Below are 18,606 nucleotides of genomic sequence, written 5' to 3'. Positions count from 1 at the left end.
AGGCTCACCGTGTCGAACGTGCTGCCTTAGTCCCGGGCTACCGCATCCCGCGCAAGGATGAGGTACGCGGCGGCTGTCCAGGTGTACGCGCGGTCGCGGAGGCCCTCGCCGGTGAGGGCGTCAAAGTTCTCCGCAAACCCGGATGCCTCGCACAGGCGCCGGAATCGGGAGCTGACCTCATCCGCCGTCGCCACGGCGCCCGCGCGGCGCAGGCCGTCTTCGATCAGGATCGTCGACGGAGCCCAGATGGGGCCCCGCCAGTAGCCATCGGCCTCGTACTCCGCGCTGGTGATCAGCTCTGTGGCGGGGCCCCATTCGGTGAGGAATGGTTCAACAGCCGTCGCGAGCGCGAGTCTGGTTTCGGTATTGAGGAGGTCGCCTGCCAGAAGCGGGAGAAGGGTGAGGAGGCTCGTTCTCGTGCTGTCTGATCCGCCAGAGACTCCGCCCGCAACACCCCGAGCGACGAAGCCGTCTCCGCGCCAGAGCTCAGACATGAGTGCCTCGCGCACAGCATCGCGCTGATCGATCCACGGCGCCGTAGCTTCGCCGACCTCGAGGGCGAGTTCTGCGAGAACGTCGAGTTGGATCAGGAGGAAGGCGGCGAGGTCGGGTGCATGAACAACTCGGTCGCGATCGAACATCGTCGAGTTATCCCAGCCGCTGTCGTTGCCGTGCTGATACACGGGAAGGGTCGATGCCGCATGAACGCGCTGCGTGAGCCAGAACCGAGTCCACGCCGCGAGTCTCTCGTATCCGTGTCGGAGCTGGTCCCGCGACAGCTCGAGCCCCGCCGCGCGTAGCCGTCGCAGCGCCCATCCATGGATGGGGGGCTTGACGAAGTTGTAGAGCCGCTCTGAGTGGGCGATCGAGTCGGGAAGTGCACCGGTCGAGTCTTGGTGGTCAAACGGAGCGAGAAACTGATCCCACGCGGCATCCGGAAGACCGGGAGCCAGAGCGAGCGCGTTGAAGCAGTGATCCCAGCTCCACACCTTGTCCATCCAGTGCTTGGACATGAGGACCGACTCCCGCTCCAGGAATCCTGCGGGGAACACGGTCGCCGACCAGAGGACATAACAGGCAAGCTCGGCGGCGGGCGTGGCATCCGTCCGCCATGAGGCGATGGCGTCGACATAGGAAGAGAAGTCTGCGACGGCGACGGCGACGACCTCATCGAACGAGCGGCCGGACGCAAAGGGTGCGCGTGATGTCTCGAACTCTTCGATCACCGCTTCCCATCCATCGGGACCTGAGAGTGTGACCGACCGTTCAGCTCCCCCGAGCGCCTGTGCGCCGGTCACGGTGAGCTCCCCGCGCAACGCAGTGATGCGGTAACGGCAGCCGGTCTCGTACGACGTGAACACCGCCGCGCCCACCGCATCGCGGAACAGGTAGGTTCCGGTGAACGGGGTCAGGACGGATGCGGCATCCGTCAAGGTCGCGGTGGTGCCAGCTGTGCCGCGCAGACGGATCGCGTCGGTGCTCTCGAATGCGGCCTCTACGGGCAGATCGTTGACGGTCCACGTGAGTGAGGCGGGGGTAGTAAAAGTCTTCGGCTCCTGCTCACCCCGACCTGCTTGGGGGCGAATGCGCAGGACCGGATGCATCCCCGTGCGATGCGACACGAGATGCACATCCTCGACGGTCGTATGGGCGGCGATGACGGGGGAGAGATTCATCCACGAGCCCCGGCGACTGAAGGGGATCGTGCGCACATCGAAGGAGGGCAGGGGGCTCGTCATCGAGAGACTCCGATCATTGTGATCGATCCGATACTTGCGGATCACTGGGCTCCACTGTACATTCGAACCGGTTCGAATCGAACCGGATCGATAGTCATCAACGAGGAGACGCACATGGTCACGATCGGCGACGTGGCTCGGGCAGCGGGAGTGTCGCGGAGCACCGCTTCCTATGCTCTCTCCGGCAAGCGGACCATCTCTCCCGCCGTGCGCCAAAAAGTCGCGGATGCCGTCGCGGAGCTCGGATACACCCCCAATGCTGGTGCGCGGGCCCTCGCGACCTCACGCACGAATGTGATCGCCTTGCTCGGCCAGTTCTTCGAGGACGAGTTCGCTCCCGCGATGCTGCAGTACATCCTCGGGGTCACGGATCGCGCACGGGAACTGGGTTTCGACACCCTCCTCGTCTCCGATAGCGACGGCGTCTCGGCTCTGCGTCGGATCTCGGATTCCCGCATGGCCGATGGTTTCGTCCTCTTGAACGTCGCCGAGAACGATGAGCGTCTCGAGCCGCTCCGTGCAGCCCCTCAACCCGCTGCACTCGTGGGTCTTCCGGGCAATTCCGAGGGAATCGATGCGTTCGATCTCGACTTCGCCGCGGCGGGCGAACTGATGGTGCAGCGGATGCATGACCTCGGGCACCGGGAGCTCATTCTCGTCTCGCAGCCCGAGCATGTCGTCGAGCGCGGCGGCGCCTACGTGTGGCGCCTCGCCAATGCCGCCGCTGCCCGCGCGAGCGAACTCGGAGTACAACTCCATCACTATTACGCGGCGTCGAGCCAACCCGCCATCGGAGCCGACCTTAACGCGTTCCTGGACGCGCACCCCGGCGCGACCGGGCTGTTGCTCAACAACGAAGCCGCCGCGGCAGCCCTCCCCAATGTTCTGCAGTCCCGCTCTCTGACGGTTCCCGCCGAGATGTCGGTCATCGGCCGCTACTCCGAAACCTTCGCTCGCACCTTCTCACTTCCGTATTCCGCCATCGACAGCGCCCCCGACCTACTTGGTCGCCGCGCCGTCGAACACCTCGTCTCCCGCATCGACGGCACTGCCGGTGCGGATACCCACGTCGTCGACCTGATCGCGCCCATCATCGACGACCGCGGCTCTCTGGCCGCACCCCCTCGCAAGTGACACCAAGAGCCCGACAATCGGGCACGTTCAAGGAGGAACCATGATTACCAGCAAGCTGCGGGTGCCCCTCGCGGTCGCCGTCGCGGCCGTCGCGGTGGGCGCACTGGCCGGATGTTCCGGCTCGGGCGACGGCGAATCGACCGCCTCGGCCTCGACATACACGTGGTGGGATCCGTACCCCCAGCACGAGGAAGGCTCTGACTGGGCCAACCGCGTGCAGGCGTGTGGCACCGAAGCCGGCGTCACGATCGAACGCACCGCCTACGACACGACGTCTCTCACAAACCAGGCTCTCCTGGCTGCGCAGGAGGGGACATCGCCCGATGTCATCCTGCTCGACAACCCTGCGGTCTCGACTCTTGCCGAGACCGGCATGCTCACCACGATGGATGAGCTCGGCCTCGACACCAGCGACATCGACGCGAACCTGCTGGCAGCGGGAGAGCTCGATGGTGCGACCTACGGCATCCCGATCGGGGCGAACACGCTCGCGCTGTACTACAACGAGGAAGTGCTCTCGGCCGCGGGCGTAGATCCGGCATCCATCACCGACTGGGCCTCGCTGACCGACGCGCTGGCGGCTGTGACCGCGGCGGGACACAAGGGCATCACCTTCGCCGGTATCAACACCGAAGAGGGTTCGTTCCAGTTCTTGCCCTGGTTCTGGGGTGCCGGCGCCGACCTCACGGAACTCGATTCCCCCGAGGCCGTGGCCGCCTTGCAGCTGTGGACTGACTGGGTGAACGATGGCTACGCACCCAATTCGGTGATCACCAACTCCCAGAACACGGTCTGGGAAGAGTTCCTCACCGGGGACTTCGGCTTCGCTGAGAACGGCACGTGGCAGGTCAACAGCGCAGCCGAGGCTGACTTCCCGACGGGCGTTATCGAACTTCCGGCGATGGATGGCGGCGTAGCGCCGGCGCCCACCGGCGGCGAGTTCATCATCGCCCCCGTTCAGCAGGACACCGCTCGCTACGAGACGACCAAGGCGATCATCGAGTGCATGACCACGCCGGAGGGCTTCGTCGAGACCGCGAACACGTTCGCGTACTACATCCCGCCGACGGATGCCGGCCAGCAGGCGCTGCTGGAAGAGCACCCCGAGCTCGAGACATGGGTCTCGGCTGTGCAGGCCGCCAAGGGGCGCACCAGCGACAACCTGGGTACGGACTACCCGCTGATCTCCGAGCAGTTGTGGACGGCGGTTCAGAGCGCGCTGTCTGGCGCATCGACGCCTGAAGAGGCGCTCGCGGCAGCCCAAGCGGCAGCGGCTGCGGAAACCGGCAAGTGACACCTCGCCCGGGGCGGGTGCGCCCGCCCCGGGCACCTCGTTCAAGGACCACCATGACCCTTTCTTCGACGCTGTCGCCCGAGCAGCACAGCGACACGGTTACGGTGTCGCTGCCGCCCGAGCGCCGCCGCGCCGCCCGCTTGCAGGGGTCGCGCTGGATCGCTGTCGGCTTCGCGGCGCCGCTCCTGGTCTACCTCGTCGCGTTCTATGCCTACCCGCTAATCCGTAGCATCGACCTGAGCGTTCACGACTACACCGTTCGCGCCTTCGTCCAGGGCAACGCCGAGTTCGTCGGCCTGCAGAACTACGTCGATGTCGTCACGTCGCCTCTGTTCGGTCAGGCACTGCTGAACACGGCAATCTTCGTTCTTGTCTCGATCGTGTTTCAGTATGCGATCGGGCTGGCGCTCGCAGTGTTCTTCCGCAACAACTTCCGCCTCTCCGGCGCCTTGCGGGCACTATTCCTCGTGCCCTGGCTCCTGCCGCTGATCGTGTCGGGATCAACCTGGTCGTGGATGCTCAACAGCGACAACGGCATCGTCAACGCGGCGTTGCAGGCTTTCGGAGTCGGTCAGATTAATTGGCTGACCTCGCCTGATACCGCCATGGTCGCTGTGGTCATTGCCAACATCTGGCTCGGCATCCCGTTCAACCTTGTGATCCTCTACTCCGGGCTCCAGAACATTCCGAGCGATCTGTACGAAGCGGCCGCCCTCGATGGGGCGGGCCCGTGGCGTCAATTCTGGAGTATCACCTTCCCGCTCCTGCGTCCTGTCTCCGCCATCACGCTGCTGCTCGGCCTCGTCTACACGCTGAAGGTCGTCGACATCATCTGGATCATGACGGCGGGTGGACCTGCGAACGCCACAACGACGCTCGCGATCTGGTCGTACCGGGAAGCGTTCGGAACGGGACAACCCGACCTCTCGCCTGCGGCCGCCGTCGGCAACATCCTCATCGTCATTGCGCTGATCTTCGGGTTCTTCTACCTGCGCGTGCAGCGTCGTCAGGAGAACTCATGAACGCTCGCCGCGCCTGGTGGAAGACCGCCCTCGGCATCCTGTTCACGGCCCTCATGCTCTTCCCCGTGTACTGGATGATCAATGTGTCACTCACGAAGACGAGTGACCTGCGGCTGAGCCCGCCGCATGTGTTCCCCATCGATCCGACCTTTGAGGGGTACGCCGACGTCCTGCGCCAGCAGCTCCCGAATCTTGGCACGAGCCTGATCATCGGACTCGGATGTGTCGCACTCACCCTCGTGATCGCCGCCCCCGCCGCCTATGCGATCTCGCTGCTGAATCTGCGGGCCGGTCGTTCCCTGAACTTTCTTCTGCTGGTTGCGCAGATGATCCCCGCCGTTGTGATGGCGATGGGCTTCTACGCGATCTACGTTCGGCTCGGGCTCCTGAATTCGGTCGCAGGGCTCATCCTCGCCGACTCCACGATCGCCGTGCCCTTTGGTGTGCTGCTGTTCACGGCGTTCATGAGCGGAATTCCGCGCGAACTCCTGCAGGCGGCTCGGATCGACGGGGCCGGTGCCTGGCGTGTGTTCATCTCCGTCGTCCTGCCCCTGAGCCGCAACTCCGCGCTGACCGTCGCGCTGTTCGCGTTCCTGTGGGCGTGGTCGGACTTCGTCTTCGCTTCGACTCTCGCGCGCAACTCCCCGCTACGCCCGATCACGCTCGGGATCTATGCCTACATCGGCAACAACACGACCCAGTGGAACGCGATCATGGCGACCGCGGTCGTGGCATCCATCCCCGCAGCGATCCTTCTCGTGGTTGCGCAACGTTATGTCGCCGCCGGTGTCACCGCCGGCGCAGTGAAGGACTGACTGTGACGCTTTCGCCCTCTTCTCCGGTCGCTGCGGCATCCGTGCGCGAGGGAGCTGTTCCGGTCGCGCCGGCTCACGGCCCGCTGCGGGGAGTTTCAGTCAGCGATGTCGATTTCGATCCCGAGGGCTTCTGGGGTCGGCGCCAGGCGGTCAATGCCGCCGCGACATTCGGACATTGCCTGGACTGGATGGAACGGCTCGGGTGGCTGTCGAACTTCGATCATGTCGCGCGCGGCGAGACGATCATCGATCGGCCAGGGTGGCAGTTCTCCGACTCTGAGGTGTACAAGCTACTCGAAGGGATGGCGTGGGAGCTCGGACGACGAGACGATGCTGAACTGTCCGCGACCTTCGACGCGCTCGTGAGTCGCGTCGGTGCGGCGCAGGATGCCGACGGCTATCTGAGCACGGCGTTCGGGCATCCTGGGCTTCCTCCTCGCTACTCGGACCTCGCGATGGGGCACGAGCTCTACACGATGGGCCATCTGTTGCAGGCCGCCGTCGCGCGTGTGAGGACCGGCAGACCCGGGGACGCCATCGTGCAGATCGCGCGGCGCGTCGCCGACCACATCTGCACAGAATTCGGGGACTCCGGGCGGGATGCCGTCTGCGGGCATCCCGAGATCGAGCTGGCGCTCGCCGAGGCGGGGCGCGCCCTCGGCGAGCGCCGTTACCTCGAGCAGGCACGCCTGTTCGTGAAGCGGCGTGGCCGTGGCACGCTCCCGGTACCGCCGCTGCAGTCGGTCGAGTACTTCCAGGACGATCGCCCGGTTCGCGAGGCTGACGTGCTCCGGGGCCACGCCGTGCGAGCGCTGTACCTGAGCGCGGGCGCGGTGGATGTTGCCGTCGACACCGAGGACGCAGAACTGTTGGCAGCCCTCGCGGCGCAATGGGAACGGACCGTCGCCCGGCGCACGTATCTCACCGGCGGAATGGGCTCACGTCACCAGGACGAGGGGTTCGGTGAGGACTTCGAACTGCCCGCCGACCGCGCCTACTGCGAGACCTGCGCGGGAGTGGCATCGGTCATGTTCGCGTGGCGCCTGTATCTGGCAACCGGCGATGTGCGGTATCCGGATCTCATCGAACGTACGCTCTTCAACGTCGTCGCCACGTCGCCGAGCGCGGACGGACGCTCCTTCTTCTATGCGAATCCACTGCACCAGCGCGAAGCGGCCGCGGAGGCGCTCGACGGCGTCAACACGCGGGCCGAGGGCGGCGTGCGTGCGCCGTGGTTCGAGGTCTCGTGCTGCCCGACGAACGTGGCACGAACACTCGCATCTCTCGGCGCGTATGTGGCTGCGCAGGATGCCGAGGGCATCGCCGTTTTGCAGTACGCAGCGGGCAGCATCCGCATCGGCGGTTTCGCGCTGACGATCGACACTGCGTACCCCGATGCGGGTCGGATCGTCGTGCGTTTCGACGCAGCGCCCGCGCACCCGGCGCGTCTGCGGTTGCGCATTCCCCCGTGGGCTTCGGACGCCACTGTTGTGGTCCGCGGCGGGGACAGCTCTGCGGCGCCGCCGGGTTGGTGGGACCTCACCGATACCTTCCTGCCAGGCGACGAGATCGTCCTCGAGCTGCCGACCGCACCGCGGTTCACATGGCCGGATCCGCGAATCGACGCCGTCCGGGGCGCGGTGGCGGTCGAACGGGGACCGCTCGTTCTGTGCGCGGAATCCACCGACCTGCCCGCCGGCGTCAGCCTGGACACCCTCAGGGTGAACACGAGCTCATCACCGATCCCCGACGGCGATGGTGCGGCGATCGAGGTGGCAGTGACACCGCTCCCGGTGGCCGGCGTGATGCCCTACGTGGACTCAGTCGCTGCGCCCGCCCCGACGAGTACGCATCCCGTCCGTCTCGTGCCGTACCACCGGTGGGCAGAGCGGGGCCCGTCAACGATGCGCGTGTTCGTGCCGGAACTCTCCTGAGGTCACCATCTCGCACGACCGTCGCGGCTCTGCAGGCGCCGCGAGCTAGTCCGTGACGGAATCGAGCATCCGCTGCAGCGCGCGTCGCTCTGCGTCTCCGGATGCCACCGCGATCGCCGCGGCATACTGCACTGCTGCTTCGGGCCACCGCCCGGCTCGCCGAAGGAGGTCGGCGCGCGCCGCGGGCAGCAGGCGGTAATCACCCAGTGCGTCGGCCACGTCGTCGAGCGCTGCGAGCCCGGCAGCTGGACCCTCCGCCATCCCCAGCGCGATCGCCCGATTGAGGGCGACGACGGGGGAGGGGGCGTGCGTGAGGAGACGGTCGTAGAGACCCACGATGACCTGCCAGTCGGGCGCATCCGCTGTTGGCGCTGTCGCATGGGCGGCGGCGATCGCGGCCTGCAGCTGGTACGGGCCGGGGCGCCGAAAACGGGCTGCTCGAGCCAGCAGCGTGCGGGCCCCGTCGATCGCCTCGGCATCCCACAGTGCTCGGTCCTGCTCCTCGAGCGTGAGAAGCATCCCGCCCCGTTCGCGCGTGTGGCGGCGAGAGTGCTGGAAGAGCATGAGAGCGAGTAACCCGAGCACTTCGGGTTCAGTGGGCAGAAGCTGTGTGAGAGCGCGGGTGACCCGAATGGCTTCGTCGGCGACCTCGCTGCGCGTCGTGTACCCCTCGTTGAAGGCGAGATAGAGCACGGCCAGCACTCCGCCGAGGCGTTCGGGCAGTAGCTCCGCGTCGGGCGCACGATAGGGAATCCCCGCCTCGGTGATCTTGCGTTTGGCGCGAACGATGCGCTGGGCGATGGTCGACGCCGACACGAGAAAGGCCCGCGCGATCTGCTCGGTGGTGAGCCCGCCGACGGTGCGCAGGGTGAGCGCGACGCGGGACTCGAGGGGGAGTGCCGGATGGCAGCACGTGAAGATGAGGCGCAGGCGGTCGTCGGGAAAGTCGGGACGTTCGGGGTCGAGGTGTTCAAGTTCGGTCATGGCCGCGACCTCCTTCAGCTTGCGGTCGAGCACGGCGGCGCGACGCAATCCGTCAAGCGCACGGTTCTTCGCCACCGTCGTAAGCCATGCTCCGGGATTGCGCGGCACGCCATCGCGCTCCCAGACCGTGAGCGCCGATTCGAACGCTTCGGCGGCGCAGTCTTCTGCGAGCGACCAGTCGCCGGTCACGCGGATCAGGGTGGACACCACGCGTGCCCACTCCGACCCGTGCGCCTCGGCGACAGCTTCGCGTGTCGCGTTTAGAGCGGCCACACCGGCCGCAGTTCGATGCGTCCGAATCGCGCCATCGGATGCTTCGACGCGATCTCGATCGCCTCATCGAGGTCCGCTGCCTCAATCACGTCGTAGCCGGCGATCCACTCCTTCGACTCGGTGAACGGCCCGTCGGTGACGAGCACCTCGCCATTTCGCACGCGGACGAGCGTGGCATCCTCGACCGGTCGCAGGCGGTCGCCGCGCACATGAGCTCCCCGCGCTTCTACGTCGGTGATCCAGTCTTCGATGTTGTCATGGTCCTTGTCATACGGCTCGGCCTCGGGGTCGGTGGCGACGAACATCATGTATTCCACGGGACTATCCCTTCGTTGGTGAAACGCTACGACAGTGCGACGAACGGCGGAATCGCAATTCGACACTCACAGCAGCCGAATTCCCAGCGCCGCGGGAATGCGGTCGATCCAGCTGAGTTCGCGATTATCCTGCTGCTCCTCGGCGGTGTCGTTCTCGTCCATGGCGATCTCCTTCCGATGAGGATCCTGGCGGGGTCCTCCTTGCCCTCACGACGAACGACACCGCGCAGATTCGACCGGCCACATACTTTTCGTTGTCGGGACCGCGTGCGAATGTGGGAGCCATGGATACGAATGCCGTCGGGCGGTGGGTTACGGAATACGAGAGAGCCTGGCGTGACTGCAATGCGCCAGCGGTGCGCGATCTTTTCACCGAAGACGCGCACTACCTCACATCGCCCTACGAAGCGCCGCTGGTCGGGCACGATGCCATCGAGGCATTCTGGAACGATCCGCGCCCGTTCGAGATGGACCTTGAGTCGGTCACACTGGATGGTTTCCACGCGGTCGTTCGCGTTCGGGTCACTTACCGGGAACCCGACCAGGAGTACCTCGACCTCTGGGAACTAGACTTCGCGCCCGACGGGCGAGTCGAGCATTTCGTCGAGTGGGCCTACTGGCCCGGCAAGAGCTTCACGGCGTAGCCGCGACGGCGCACGCCGATTCCAGCGTGAGGTGAATCATCCCGTCGACCGACGTGCTGTCACGGATGCTCATTCGTTCGATAGGCAGCGCAGTGCTGTAGCGGAGATCCACCTGCATCGCACGGTCGGGCAGGTAGCCAGCGGTGTCCCATGCGGCGAGGATGTGCGTCAGCGAGGCGGCGTTATCGCCCGTACTGAAGGCGAGGTCAACGGTCAGCCGAGCTCCGGCCTCACCGCAGGGAACTGCCGAGACAGGCGTTTGGTGGACAGTAACGGGGACGTCCTCGGGTGTCCGAAGAGGCGGCGCGCTCGCCTCGATCGTGGCGCGCAGCATCCGCGTGGTCTCGTCCCGCGCCTGCGTGACAGTCAGCGGATCCGGTGCTGGTGTCGTTCCTCCCGGAGGCAGGATCGCGGGAGTGTTCCCGATCGCGGATGTGGCCATCTCGGTGAGCCTGTCGACGTTGTCGTCTCCCCACGCGACGATCACGAGCGACCCCGAGAGGAGCACACCACACACGAGGCCGGCTGCCAACCACTCAACGGATCGCCTCCAGATGGTGATGGCGATGATGACGCACACCACGATGAGGGTCATGCTCAGGATCGCTGGCGCTGCGCTCTTGGCTGACGCGGCCTCGGCGATCTCTTCCAGCCAGCCAGCCGCTGTCACCGGTTTGTCGTAGCCGATGTCGCCGCTCAGCATCACGAACAGAACGGTGGCTCCGCACAGCACGATTGTGCCGATGACGAGAGTAAGGATCGCGAGCGCTTTGATCGCCCGCGTAGCGACGCGTGGGGTGGTGCTCCTCACTCGCCGCCGCTGACGTTGGTCGCATCGGGCTCCCACCGCAGGATGTCGCCGGGTTGGCACTCCAGCACGCGGCAAATGGCATCGAGTGTGGAAAAGCGCACGGCCTTGGCTCGACCGTTCTTGAGGACCGACACGTTGACGGGGGTGATGTCGATGGCGGCGGCGAGCTCTGAAACGCTCATCTTCTTCTTCGCGAGTTGGACGTCGAGATCGATCACGATGGCCATCAGACGACCTCAGACAGGTCCTGGCGCAGTTGCGTGGCCTGGCGAAGTAGGCCGCGCATCACGACAACCACGAGGGCAAGACCCGCGGCACAGATGAGTGAGATCAGTCCAACGAGCGCCGTGAAAGGCCCACCAGCGCTCGCTGCATCGAGCACAACGAGGCCGGCGACGATCAGCAAGCCGGCGACGACAATACTGCCGATGATGATGTCGACCCACCGAAACGCGGCGTTGTCGAAGATACGGTCCTCCGCAGCGAGCGACAGAAGGGCCCACACGCAGACCAGCACGACCTGACCGCACAGCAGGAGCGCGTCAACCAAGAGCATGCCGGGAAGCTCGAGGGCTGCAAACTCGGGCGCGGCCTGTGCGAAGCTCCTGGCGTTGGCGGGAACGTAAGCCACCTGCACGAACACGATCGCGGCGAACAACACCACGATCAGGGCTTTGGCCGCCACAATCACCACGTTCCGCATCCGCGTTGTCCTATCGTTTATCGGTTGCAATCTATCGAAAAACGATAGTAGCTTAGCTGCTCGACCGAGGTCCACGGAACTCGGTGCGGGAGAAGGCGGGATGCTATGGCTACGAATGCCGAGAGGCTGCGGTCGGCGTACTCGCGCGCGACGTGGCCAGCACTCATCGTCGGCACTGTCGTGGGTGCGGTGCTTGGCCTGATGGTCGTTCAGATCGTGGGGTCAGCGGCACCGTGGGGTGTTGCACTGACCTTCGGCGTCGCTGGCGTCGTGACGGCCGCGATCGCCGCCGGCCTCAGCTTGGCGGTCTTGGCTGGGATGAACACCTACGTGTCACCGTCGCCCCACGTTCGCGTCGCCGCCGCGACGCTGACCGCATCCGTCGCCACGGCGATGGTGTCGCTGGCGCTGCTGTGGATGCTGTTTCTTCGGGGGGTGCTGTGGATCGCCGCGCTCGCGGGGGTCGTCGCGGCGATCGTCGCACTCGGTCTAGCGCTTGCCGCCGAATGGCGGGCTCCGACCTTGCCTCAGCCGGCGCGGCGCGATCACATTCCCAGCGGTATCGGTTTGTGGCCGCTGGGAGCAGCCATGCTCATTCCCATCGGCGGCGCGAGCTCGATATTCCTGCTCCGAGCTCAGTTGCATGTGCAGTGCGGCATCCACTTCGAGGTTGCTGTTTCTCAGGTCGAGGCGAACGGGTCGTGGGTGTGCGCGGACGGCATCAGCTACCTGATTCCCGGAATCATCCTGAGCTGCGGTCCCTTTGTGTTCGCCGTTGTCGGCGCCGGGATCGCACACCTGGTCGTTCGAGACGTTCTGGCTCGGCTCGTGCTCGCTCTTCTCGCCGTGGCGAGCGTCGCGTGGGTGCTCGGATGGACGTGGTACGCCTCGGGTGCGCTTGTGTCGTCAACGCCGCCCGGCATCGACTCGCTCCACTACTGGTATCTCGCCGTGGGACCCGCCGCAGCCGTGGCGGCGGCAGGACTGGTCTTCGGGCTAGTCGCTCTGCTCGCCCGCCTCTCGGGTACCGGGTGGATGTTGGGTCTCGCGATCGGTGCGATGATCTTCGCCAGCCTGTCAAGCCTCGGGGTCTCCGCCGGCACGTTCGTCGCCGCAGGTCTGCTGGGCGCGGCCTACGGTCGCGGGTTGAGGCGCGAGCACCCCTGTGAGCCGCGCCGGAATGCAGCTGGAGCCAGCGACGATGCTGCCGGCCCGCTCAGGAGCGCGTGACCGCACCCCGGTTCGGTGCCACAGCGCGATACACCTCGAGCGCTGAGTCGCTCGGTACACCCTGGACGCAGACGTGGTCGGCACCGGCATCCAGATGAGCGCGGAGCCCATCGAGAAGGGTCGCGGCGTCTCCATGGACCACAATGCGATCTACCAGGTCGTCGGATCCCGATCCCTGAACGTCATCATCGCTGAACCCGCCTCGCTTCATGGTGTTGGTGTAGTTGTTCAGGCCGAGATACGGCGTGAGGAACGCGCGTGCGGCCTTGCGTGCGGACACCGGGTCGGTATCGAGTACGACGGTTTGCTCCGGCGCGACAAGGACCCCGTCCCCCAGCGTCTCGCGGGCTTCGGCGGTCTGCGCGGGCAGTGTGAGGTAGGGATGCGTCCCCGCACTGCGGGTGCGGGCGAGTTCGAGCATCCGGGGCCCGAGCGCGGAGAGTAGCCGGTCTTCCCGAGGCACGCCCTCGGCATCCAGCAGGTCGAGATAGCTGCTCATCGCCTCCAGCGGCCGGGCGCGTTCGTGCTGGCGTTCACGGTGACCTGAGCCGATACCGAGCAGGAGCCGGTCGGGATGCCGCGCGACGATGCGATGATACGACTCGGCGAGTTCGGTGGCATCCGACATCCAGATGTTCACGATGCCGGTGGCCAGCACGATCGACTCGGTGGTGTCGAGCAGCCGCTCCGCTTCCACGAGATCGGCGGCGGGAGATCCGCCGAGCCAGATCGTGCCGTACCCGAGCCGCTCGATCTCCACCGCCATCGTTTCTTCGATGTCGGTGCTGCGTCGCCAGACCCCGAATTCACCTAGCCGATCCGTCCACGTCATTCCCCCATCCTCGCAGGCGTGTGGATGTCCAGCCCGGGGCTGCGCGGCACGTCCCTCAGGCATGATCGAACCGTGACCAGTCGATTCGTCGTGCGCACCCGCGCTGCGGTGGCCGCCGACGAGCTTTTCGAGGTCTCGCTCGACATCGACGCTCACGTCGCCTCGATGGAGCAATCCGGCGAGCGGGCGATCTCGGGCGTCGTCTCGGGCCGCATCGACCTCGGTCAGGAGGTCACGTGGCGAGCCCGCCACTTCGGCATCTGGTTCACGATGACCTCGCGGATCACGGCGCTCGACCGACCAACGCGGTTCGTCGATGAGCAGGTGCGTGGGCCGTTCCGGTGGTTTCGTCACGAGCATCGCTTCGATGACGTCACCGGCGTGACGACCATGACCGACACGATCGATCTCGCTTCGCCGATTTTCGGCATCCTCGCCGAACGTGCTGTGCTTGTACCCTACCTGCGGCGACTCATCCGTGTGCGCAACGCACATCTGCTCGACCGGCTCGGCCTGGGCCCGACGACCGATCCCGGTGCTGCCGCCTGGGAGCCGGGCGAGTCTTCGCCGTACCGCGCTGTCGAGAGCGCAACCCACCTCGGTCGAGGCGAGGCGGTGTGGGAGTTCGCGAGCCGCGAGGTGCTCCGCTGGGGCGTGAAGACGCGGAGCGGATTCCGAATCTCTGATGCGCACGAGGTGATCCCCGGGGAGCGGCTGCAGATCACCGCAGCGATCGGTCCCCTGTCGATCCGAGAGCCGGTCGAAGTCCGCAGCGTCATCCGTGAACCCGATCGGGTCGGCTTCTCATATGTGGCTCTGCCGGGTCATCCCGTTCGCGGCGAGGAGGCGTTCATCGTCCACCGCGAGGGTGAGGATGTCTTCCTCAGCATCCGGTCACTCGCGGCGCCCGCGAGCCGCGGCGTCTGGCGTTTCGCGTACCCCGTGCTGCGGGTGGCGCAGATGATTGTCCGGAGGCGGTATCAGAGCGCGCTGCGCTGAGCCCGCGCCTACCGACGCAGCGCAGCTCGAACCGCGGAAGCGGGGTCCAGATCGATGCGTCGCAGCAGCTGGGCATTGAGAGCGACGACGACGGTGGACAGCGACATCAGGATCGCACCGACCGACATCGGCAGCACGAAGCCGATCGGGGCCAGGATGCCGGCGGCCAGCGGCACCGAGATGAGGTTGTACCCGCCCGCCCACCACAGGTTCTGCGTCATCTTCCGATACGTCCGGCGCGACAGCTCGATCACCGAGAGTACTGAGCGTGGGTCGGATGTCGCGAGGATCACTCCGGCCGAGGCGATCGCGACATCCGTGCCCGCACCGATCGCGATGCCGACGTCGGCCTGTGCGAGGGCCGGAGCGTCGTTGACGCCGTCGCCGACCATCGCGACCCGCTTGCCCTCCCACTGAAGTTCACGTACCTTCGCAGCCTTGTCTTCGGGGCGCACGCCGGCGAACACCCGGTCGATGCCGAGGTCGTCGGCAACGGATGCGGCGACGCTCTCGGCATCCCCGGTGATCATGACGACCGTGATGCCCAGCCTGTGCAGCGCATCGACGGCCTTGCGGGACTCCGGCCGCACCCGATCGGACAGTGCCAGCCCGCCGATGACCTGCCCGTCGCGCGCGACGTGCAGGATGATGGCTCCCTTGTCGTGCCAGGATGCGGCGGCTTCGACCTCATCGGCGCCCAGCTGCTCCAGCATCCGGGGCCCGCCGACGCGGATCTCGTGTCCGTCGACCGTTGCAGTGACGCCGACGGCGGGGGAGGACGAGAAGTCGGTCGCCTGGGGGACACGGATGCCCCGCTCGGCCGCCGCGCGCACGATGGCCGCTGCCAGCGGGTGCTCGCTCACGTTTTCGGCGGCGGCAGCGAGGGCGAGCACGTCGTTGTCGTGCCACGCGCTCGCGGTCTCAATCGCCGTCACCGCAGGGGCGCCTTCGGTGAGCGTGCCGGTCTTGTCGAACATCACGGTGTCGACGGTACGCATGCTCTCTAGCGCCAGCCGATCCTTCACCAGGATGCCGGCCCGCGCGGCCCGCTCGGTGGCGATCGAGACGACGAGTGGGATCGCGAGGCCCAGCGCGTGTGGGCAGGCGATCACGAGCACGGTGATCGATCTGATCACCGCTGAGTCGGCGTCGCCGATGAGTGTCCAGACCACGGCGGTGATGACCGCAGAGCCGAGCGCGAACCAGAACAGCAGGGCCGCGGCGCGATCGGCGAGCCGCTGTGCGCGGGATGTCGAGTTTTGCGCATCCGCAACAAGGCGCTGGATGCCAGCCAATGCCGTGTCGTCGCCTGTCGCGGTGACCTCGATGCGAAGACCGGAGTCGACGGCCACGGTACCGGCGGTGACGGTGTCGCCGACGCCGCGAGGGACAGGACGGGACTCTCCGGTGACCATCGACTCGTCCATGTCGGCATGGCCATCGATGACCACTCCATCTGCCGGAACGTTCGAGCCGGGTCGCACCACGACGACATCACCCACGCGCAGATCGGCGGGGGAGACGGTGACGATCTGGTCTCCCTCCACGCGTTCTGCTTCGTCGGGGAGGAGCGCGGCGAGTGAGTCGAGTGCTGACGTGGTTTGCGCAAGTGAGCGCATCTCGATCCAGTGGCCGAGCAGCATGATCACGATGAGCAGCGCCAGCTCCCACCAGAACTCGAGGGCATGGTCCAGGATGCCGAGAGTCGCCCCCCAGGAGGCGAAGAAGGCGACCGTGATGGCCAGTCCGATCAGGAGCATCATCCCCGGCGTGCGCGAGCGCAGTTCCGAGATCGCTCCGCTGAGGAACGGCCAGCCGCCCCAGGCGTACATGACGGTACCCAGGACCGGCGCGACGACCAGCGCCCAGTCCGGCACTGCGTAGCCGAGGATCATCGCGAACATGGGTGATGAGGCGACGACCGGAATCGCTATGACGAGGTTGATCCAGAAGAGTCGACGAAACTGCGCGACGTGATCCCCGTGGCCAGTGTGTCCGCTGTGAGCATCGTGCGATCCATGGCGTTCGCGGTTCTCGTGGCTCTCGTGCTGCGCGTGCTCATCGTGCTCGACGCGCCCTGTCGCTGCCGTGTGGTGGTGCTCGTGCGAACCGCTCATGGCCGTCACTCCTTGGGTCGTCGGCGTACTCTCGACCACAACGAGGATACCCCCGGAGGGTATTCCGGCCCAGGAGGGATCACATACCGAAGGCGGCGCGCACTCCCTCGTTTACCACGACGCCACCCCGCACGTTGAGTCCACGCGCGAGTGCCGGGTCAGCCTCGGATGCCGCATCCCAGCCGTGGTCAGCGATCGTCGCGATGTATGGGAGGGTCGCGTTGCCGAGCGCGCGTGTGGAGGTGTGGGGTGCAGCCCCCGGCATGTTCGCCACGCAGTAGTACAGCGACTGGTGCACGGCAAAAGTGGGGTTGTCGTGGGTCGTCGGGTGTGAGCCTTCGAAGCATCCGCCCTGATCGATCGCGATGTCAACGAGGACGGAGCCGGGCTTCATGCCGGCGACCATCTCGTCGGTGACGAGCTTGGGGGCTGCGGCTCCGGGAATCAGCACCGAGCCGATGACGAGGTCGGCATCGGCCAGCTGTTCGGCGATCTCGTACCGGGTCGAGGCGCGGGTCTGGATGGCTCCGCCGAAGCGAGCCTCCAGGGCGCGGAGCTTGGGCAGCGAGATGTCGATCACGGTGACGTTCGCACCCAAGCCGAGCGCGTTCGCCGTTGCGTGCTCGCCCGCCACACCGCCACCGATCACGACGACCTTGGCCTTGGGTGTGCCGGGCACGCCGCCGAGCAGCATCCCTCGCCCGCCCGCGGGGCTCATGAGGGCGTTCGCGCCAACCGTGATGGACAGGCGCCCGGCTACCTCGCTCATCGGAGCGAGCAGCGGCAGCGCGCGGTCGACGGTCTGCACGGTCTCGTAGGCGATCGCGGTAGTTCCAGCGCTCATGAGGGCGTCGGTCAGCGGCCGGTCGGCGGCGAGGTGCAGGTAGGTGAAAAGGGTGAGGTCTTCGCGCAGCAGCCCGTATTCGGGGGCGATCGGCTCCTTGACCTTGACGACCATCTCGGCGCCGCCCCAGGTCTCTTCGGCGGTGTCGGCGATCTGTGCGCCCGCGGCGCGATACGCGTCATCCGTGAACGCGCTACCGAGGCCCGCGCCGCGCTGCACCGTCACGGTGTGGCCTCGGCGAACGAGGGCGTCCACTGCTGCCGGCGTCATGGCGACGCGGTTCTCGTTGTTCTTGATCTCGGTGGGTACGCCGATCCGCATGGGTTTCTCCGTTCTTCCTTGAGCGCGGCCATACAGCTCGCCGTCGAAACCGAGAATCGCACGATCTTCTGCTCTTTATGTTTCAGAACGAAGAAATCGAGCCTAGAACCGCGCATACGGGCGCGTTGTCGTGAAGAAGAGTTGGCGCTGGTGCTCGAATGGCGAAGAATATTCGGTATGGAGAAGGACCTCGACCCCGTCGACGAACGCATCGTCGAGCTGCTGTCAGCCGATGGCCGCATGACGAACGCGGCGCTCGCTGATGCGATCGGCCTCGCACCGTCAACCGCGCACACCCGCTTTCGCGCTCTCGTAGACCGCGGCGTGATCACGGGCTTTCACGCAGCCCTCGACCAGGGTGCCCTGGGGCGAGGGCTCCAGGCCGTCATCGGAGTGACGCTGCGTCCCGGTGCGCGCCAAGAGAGTATCCGTGCCTTCACGCAGGAAGTGCGACGCATCCCCGAGGTGATCCAGGTCTTCTTTCTCGGCGGGGCTGACGACTTCCTGGTCCACATCGCTGTCGAGGATTCGTCGGCGGTGCGGCGCTTCGTTGTCGACCACCTGTCCGCCCGGCACAGTGTGGCGTCCACCCG

The 18,606-nt window shown here is 66.3% G+C and carries 18 protein-coding genes; 9 read left to right on the top strand and 9 right to left on the bottom strand.

From position 1 onward, the window contains the following. Positions 1-26: 26 nt before the first annotated feature. Positions 27-1,739 (bottom strand): amylo-alpha-1,6-glucosidase, encoded by a 1,713-nt coding sequence (locus B3587_RS08650; protein WP_292727893.1) that lies wholly within the window; start codon positions 1,737-1,739, stop codon positions 27-29. Positions 1,740-1,853: 114 nt separating this feature from the next. On the opposite strand from B3587_RS08650, the gene B3587_RS08645 reads away from it, so the two are divergent. Genes B3587_RS08645 through B3587_RS08625 form a run of 5 tightly spaced genes read left to right on the top strand, consistent with a single transcriptional unit; the run spans position 1,854 to position 7,938 of the window. After that, positions 1,854-2,873, top strand: a complete 1,020-nt coding sequence (locus B3587_RS08645; protein ID WP_292727891.1) for a LacI family DNA-binding transcriptional regulator — start codon at positions 1,854-1,856, stop codon at positions 2,871-2,873. A 40-nt stretch (positions 2,874-2,913) separates the two neighbouring features. After that, complete coding sequence (locus B3587_RS08640) at positions 2,914-4,167, top strand: sugar ABC transporter substrate-binding protein (RefSeq protein WP_292727889.1); 1,254 nt, start codon at positions 2,914-2,916, stop codon at positions 4,165-4,167. Positions 4,168-4,220: 53 nt separating this feature from the next. Continuing rightward, complete coding sequence (locus B3587_RS08635) at positions 4,221-5,189, top strand: carbohydrate ABC transporter permease (RefSeq protein WP_292727887.1); 969 nt, start codon at positions 4,221-4,223, stop codon at positions 5,187-5,189. Continuing rightward, a complete protein-coding gene (locus B3587_RS08630; protein WP_292727884.1) occupies positions 5,186-6,004 on the top strand; it encodes a carbohydrate ABC transporter permease in 819 nt (272 codons plus the stop codon). The genes B3587_RS08635 and B3587_RS08630 overlap by 4 nt, the downstream gene beginning before the upstream one ends. Positions 6,005-6,006: 2 nt before the next feature. Next, entirely contained in the window at positions 6,007-7,938 is a 1,932-nt protein-coding gene (locus B3587_RS08625) for a glycoside hydrolase family 127 protein (protein WP_292727882.1), read from the top strand. A 45-nt stretch (positions 7,939-7,983) separates the two neighbouring features. Here the strand turns inward: B3587_RS08625 and B3587_RS08620 are convergent, their stop codons facing one another. Both B3587_RS08620 and B3587_RS08615 read right to left on the bottom strand, forming a co-directional pair. After that, positions 7,984-9,195 (bottom strand): RNA polymerase sigma factor, encoded by a 1,212-nt coding sequence (locus B3587_RS08620; RefSeq protein ID WP_292727880.1) that lies wholly within the window; start codon positions 9,193-9,195, stop codon positions 7,984-7,986. After that, positions 9,183-9,512 carry a YciI family protein gene (locus B3587_RS08615; RefSeq protein WP_292727878.1) on the bottom strand — a complete coding sequence of 110 codons (330 nt, stop codon included), beginning with the start codon at positions 9,510-9,512 and terminating at the stop codon, positions 9,183-9,185. Before B3587_RS08615 ends, B3587_RS08620 begins: the two co-directional genes overlap by 13 nt. 284 nt (positions 9,513-9,796) lie before the next feature. Between B3587_RS08615 and B3587_RS08610 the strand changes: the two genes are divergently transcribed. After that, the gene (locus tag B3587_RS08610) at positions 9,797-10,156 is read left to right on the top strand and encodes a nuclear transport factor 2 family protein (protein ID WP_292727876.1); all 360 of its coding nucleotides are present in this window, start codon (positions 9,797-9,799) and stop codon (positions 10,154-10,156) included. Here the strand turns inward: B3587_RS08610 and B3587_RS08605 are convergent. From B3587_RS08605 to B3587_RS08595, 3 genes are read right to left on the bottom strand one after another with little or no spacing between them, the layout of a single operon-like run. After that, the gene (locus tag B3587_RS08605; RefSeq protein WP_292727874.1) at positions 10,146-10,967 is read right to left on the bottom strand and encodes a hypothetical protein; all 822 of its coding nucleotides are present in this window, start codon (positions 10,965-10,967) and stop codon (positions 10,146-10,148) included. The two genes, B3587_RS08610 and B3587_RS08605, sit on opposite strands and share 11 nt — an antisense overlap. Further along, complete coding sequence (locus B3587_RS08600) at positions 10,964-11,194, bottom strand: helix-turn-helix domain-containing protein (protein WP_292727872.1); 231 nt, start codon at positions 11,192-11,194, stop codon at positions 10,964-10,966. Before B3587_RS08600 ends, B3587_RS08605 begins: the two co-directional genes overlap by 4 nt. Then, positions 11,194-11,652 (bottom strand): DUF2975 domain-containing protein, encoded by a 459-nt coding sequence (locus tag B3587_RS08595; protein WP_292727870.1) that lies wholly within the window; start codon positions 11,650-11,652, stop codon positions 11,194-11,196. The genes B3587_RS08600 and B3587_RS08595 overlap by 1 nt, the downstream gene beginning before the upstream one ends. A 123-nt stretch (positions 11,653-11,775) precedes the next feature. Between B3587_RS08595 and B3587_RS08590 the strand changes: the two genes are divergently transcribed. Next, complete coding sequence (locus B3587_RS08590; RefSeq protein WP_292727869.1) at positions 11,776-12,900, top strand: hypothetical protein; 1,125 nt, start codon at positions 11,776-11,778, stop codon at positions 12,898-12,900. Here the strand turns inward: B3587_RS08590 and B3587_RS08585 are convergent. Continuing rightward, complete coding sequence (locus B3587_RS08585; protein WP_292727868.1) at positions 12,887-13,732, bottom strand: LLM class F420-dependent oxidoreductase; 846 nt, start codon at positions 13,730-13,732, stop codon at positions 12,887-12,889. The two genes, B3587_RS08590 and B3587_RS08585, sit on opposite strands and share 14 nt — an antisense overlap. A 72-nt stretch (positions 13,733-13,804) precedes the next feature. On the opposite strand from B3587_RS08585, the gene B3587_RS15855 reads away from it, so the two are divergent. Beyond that, positions 13,805-14,731, top strand: coding sequence for a DUF1990 family protein (locus tag B3587_RS15855; RefSeq protein ID WP_348681278.1), 927 nt, complete (start codon positions 13,805-13,807; stop codon positions 14,729-14,731). An 8-nt stretch (positions 14,732-14,739) separates the two neighbouring features. Here the strand turns inward: B3587_RS15855 and B3587_RS08570 are convergent, their stop codons facing one another. Then, a complete protein-coding gene (locus B3587_RS08570; RefSeq protein WP_292727867.1) occupies positions 14,740-16,848 on the bottom strand; it encodes a heavy metal translocating P-type ATPase in 2,109 nt (702 codons plus the stop codon). A gap of 79 nt (positions 16,849-16,927) precedes the next feature. Beyond that, positions 16,928-18,013: an alanine dehydrogenase gene (ald, locus tag B3587_RS08565; RefSeq protein ID WP_292727865.1), complete on the bottom strand. Its 1,086-nt coding sequence runs from the start codon at positions 18,011-18,013 to the stop codon at positions 16,928-16,930. Positions 18,014-18,190: 177 nt separating this feature from the next. On the opposite strand from ald, the gene B3587_RS08560 reads away from it, so the two are divergent. After that, positions 18,191-18,606, top strand: a 416-nt coding sequence (locus B3587_RS08560; protein WP_292727863.1) for an Lrp/AsnC family transcriptional regulator, incomplete at its 3' end; no start/stop codon positions are given.

The sequence above is a fragment of the Microbacterium sp. UBA837 genome (genome assembly GCF_002296025.1).
In the GTDB taxonomy this organism is placed as follows: Bacteria; Actinomycetota; Actinomycetes; order Actinomycetales; family Microbacteriaceae; genus Microbacterium.
Note: the sequence above shows the minus strand (reverse complement) of the source record. Positions and strands in the feature narration are given on the sequence as shown.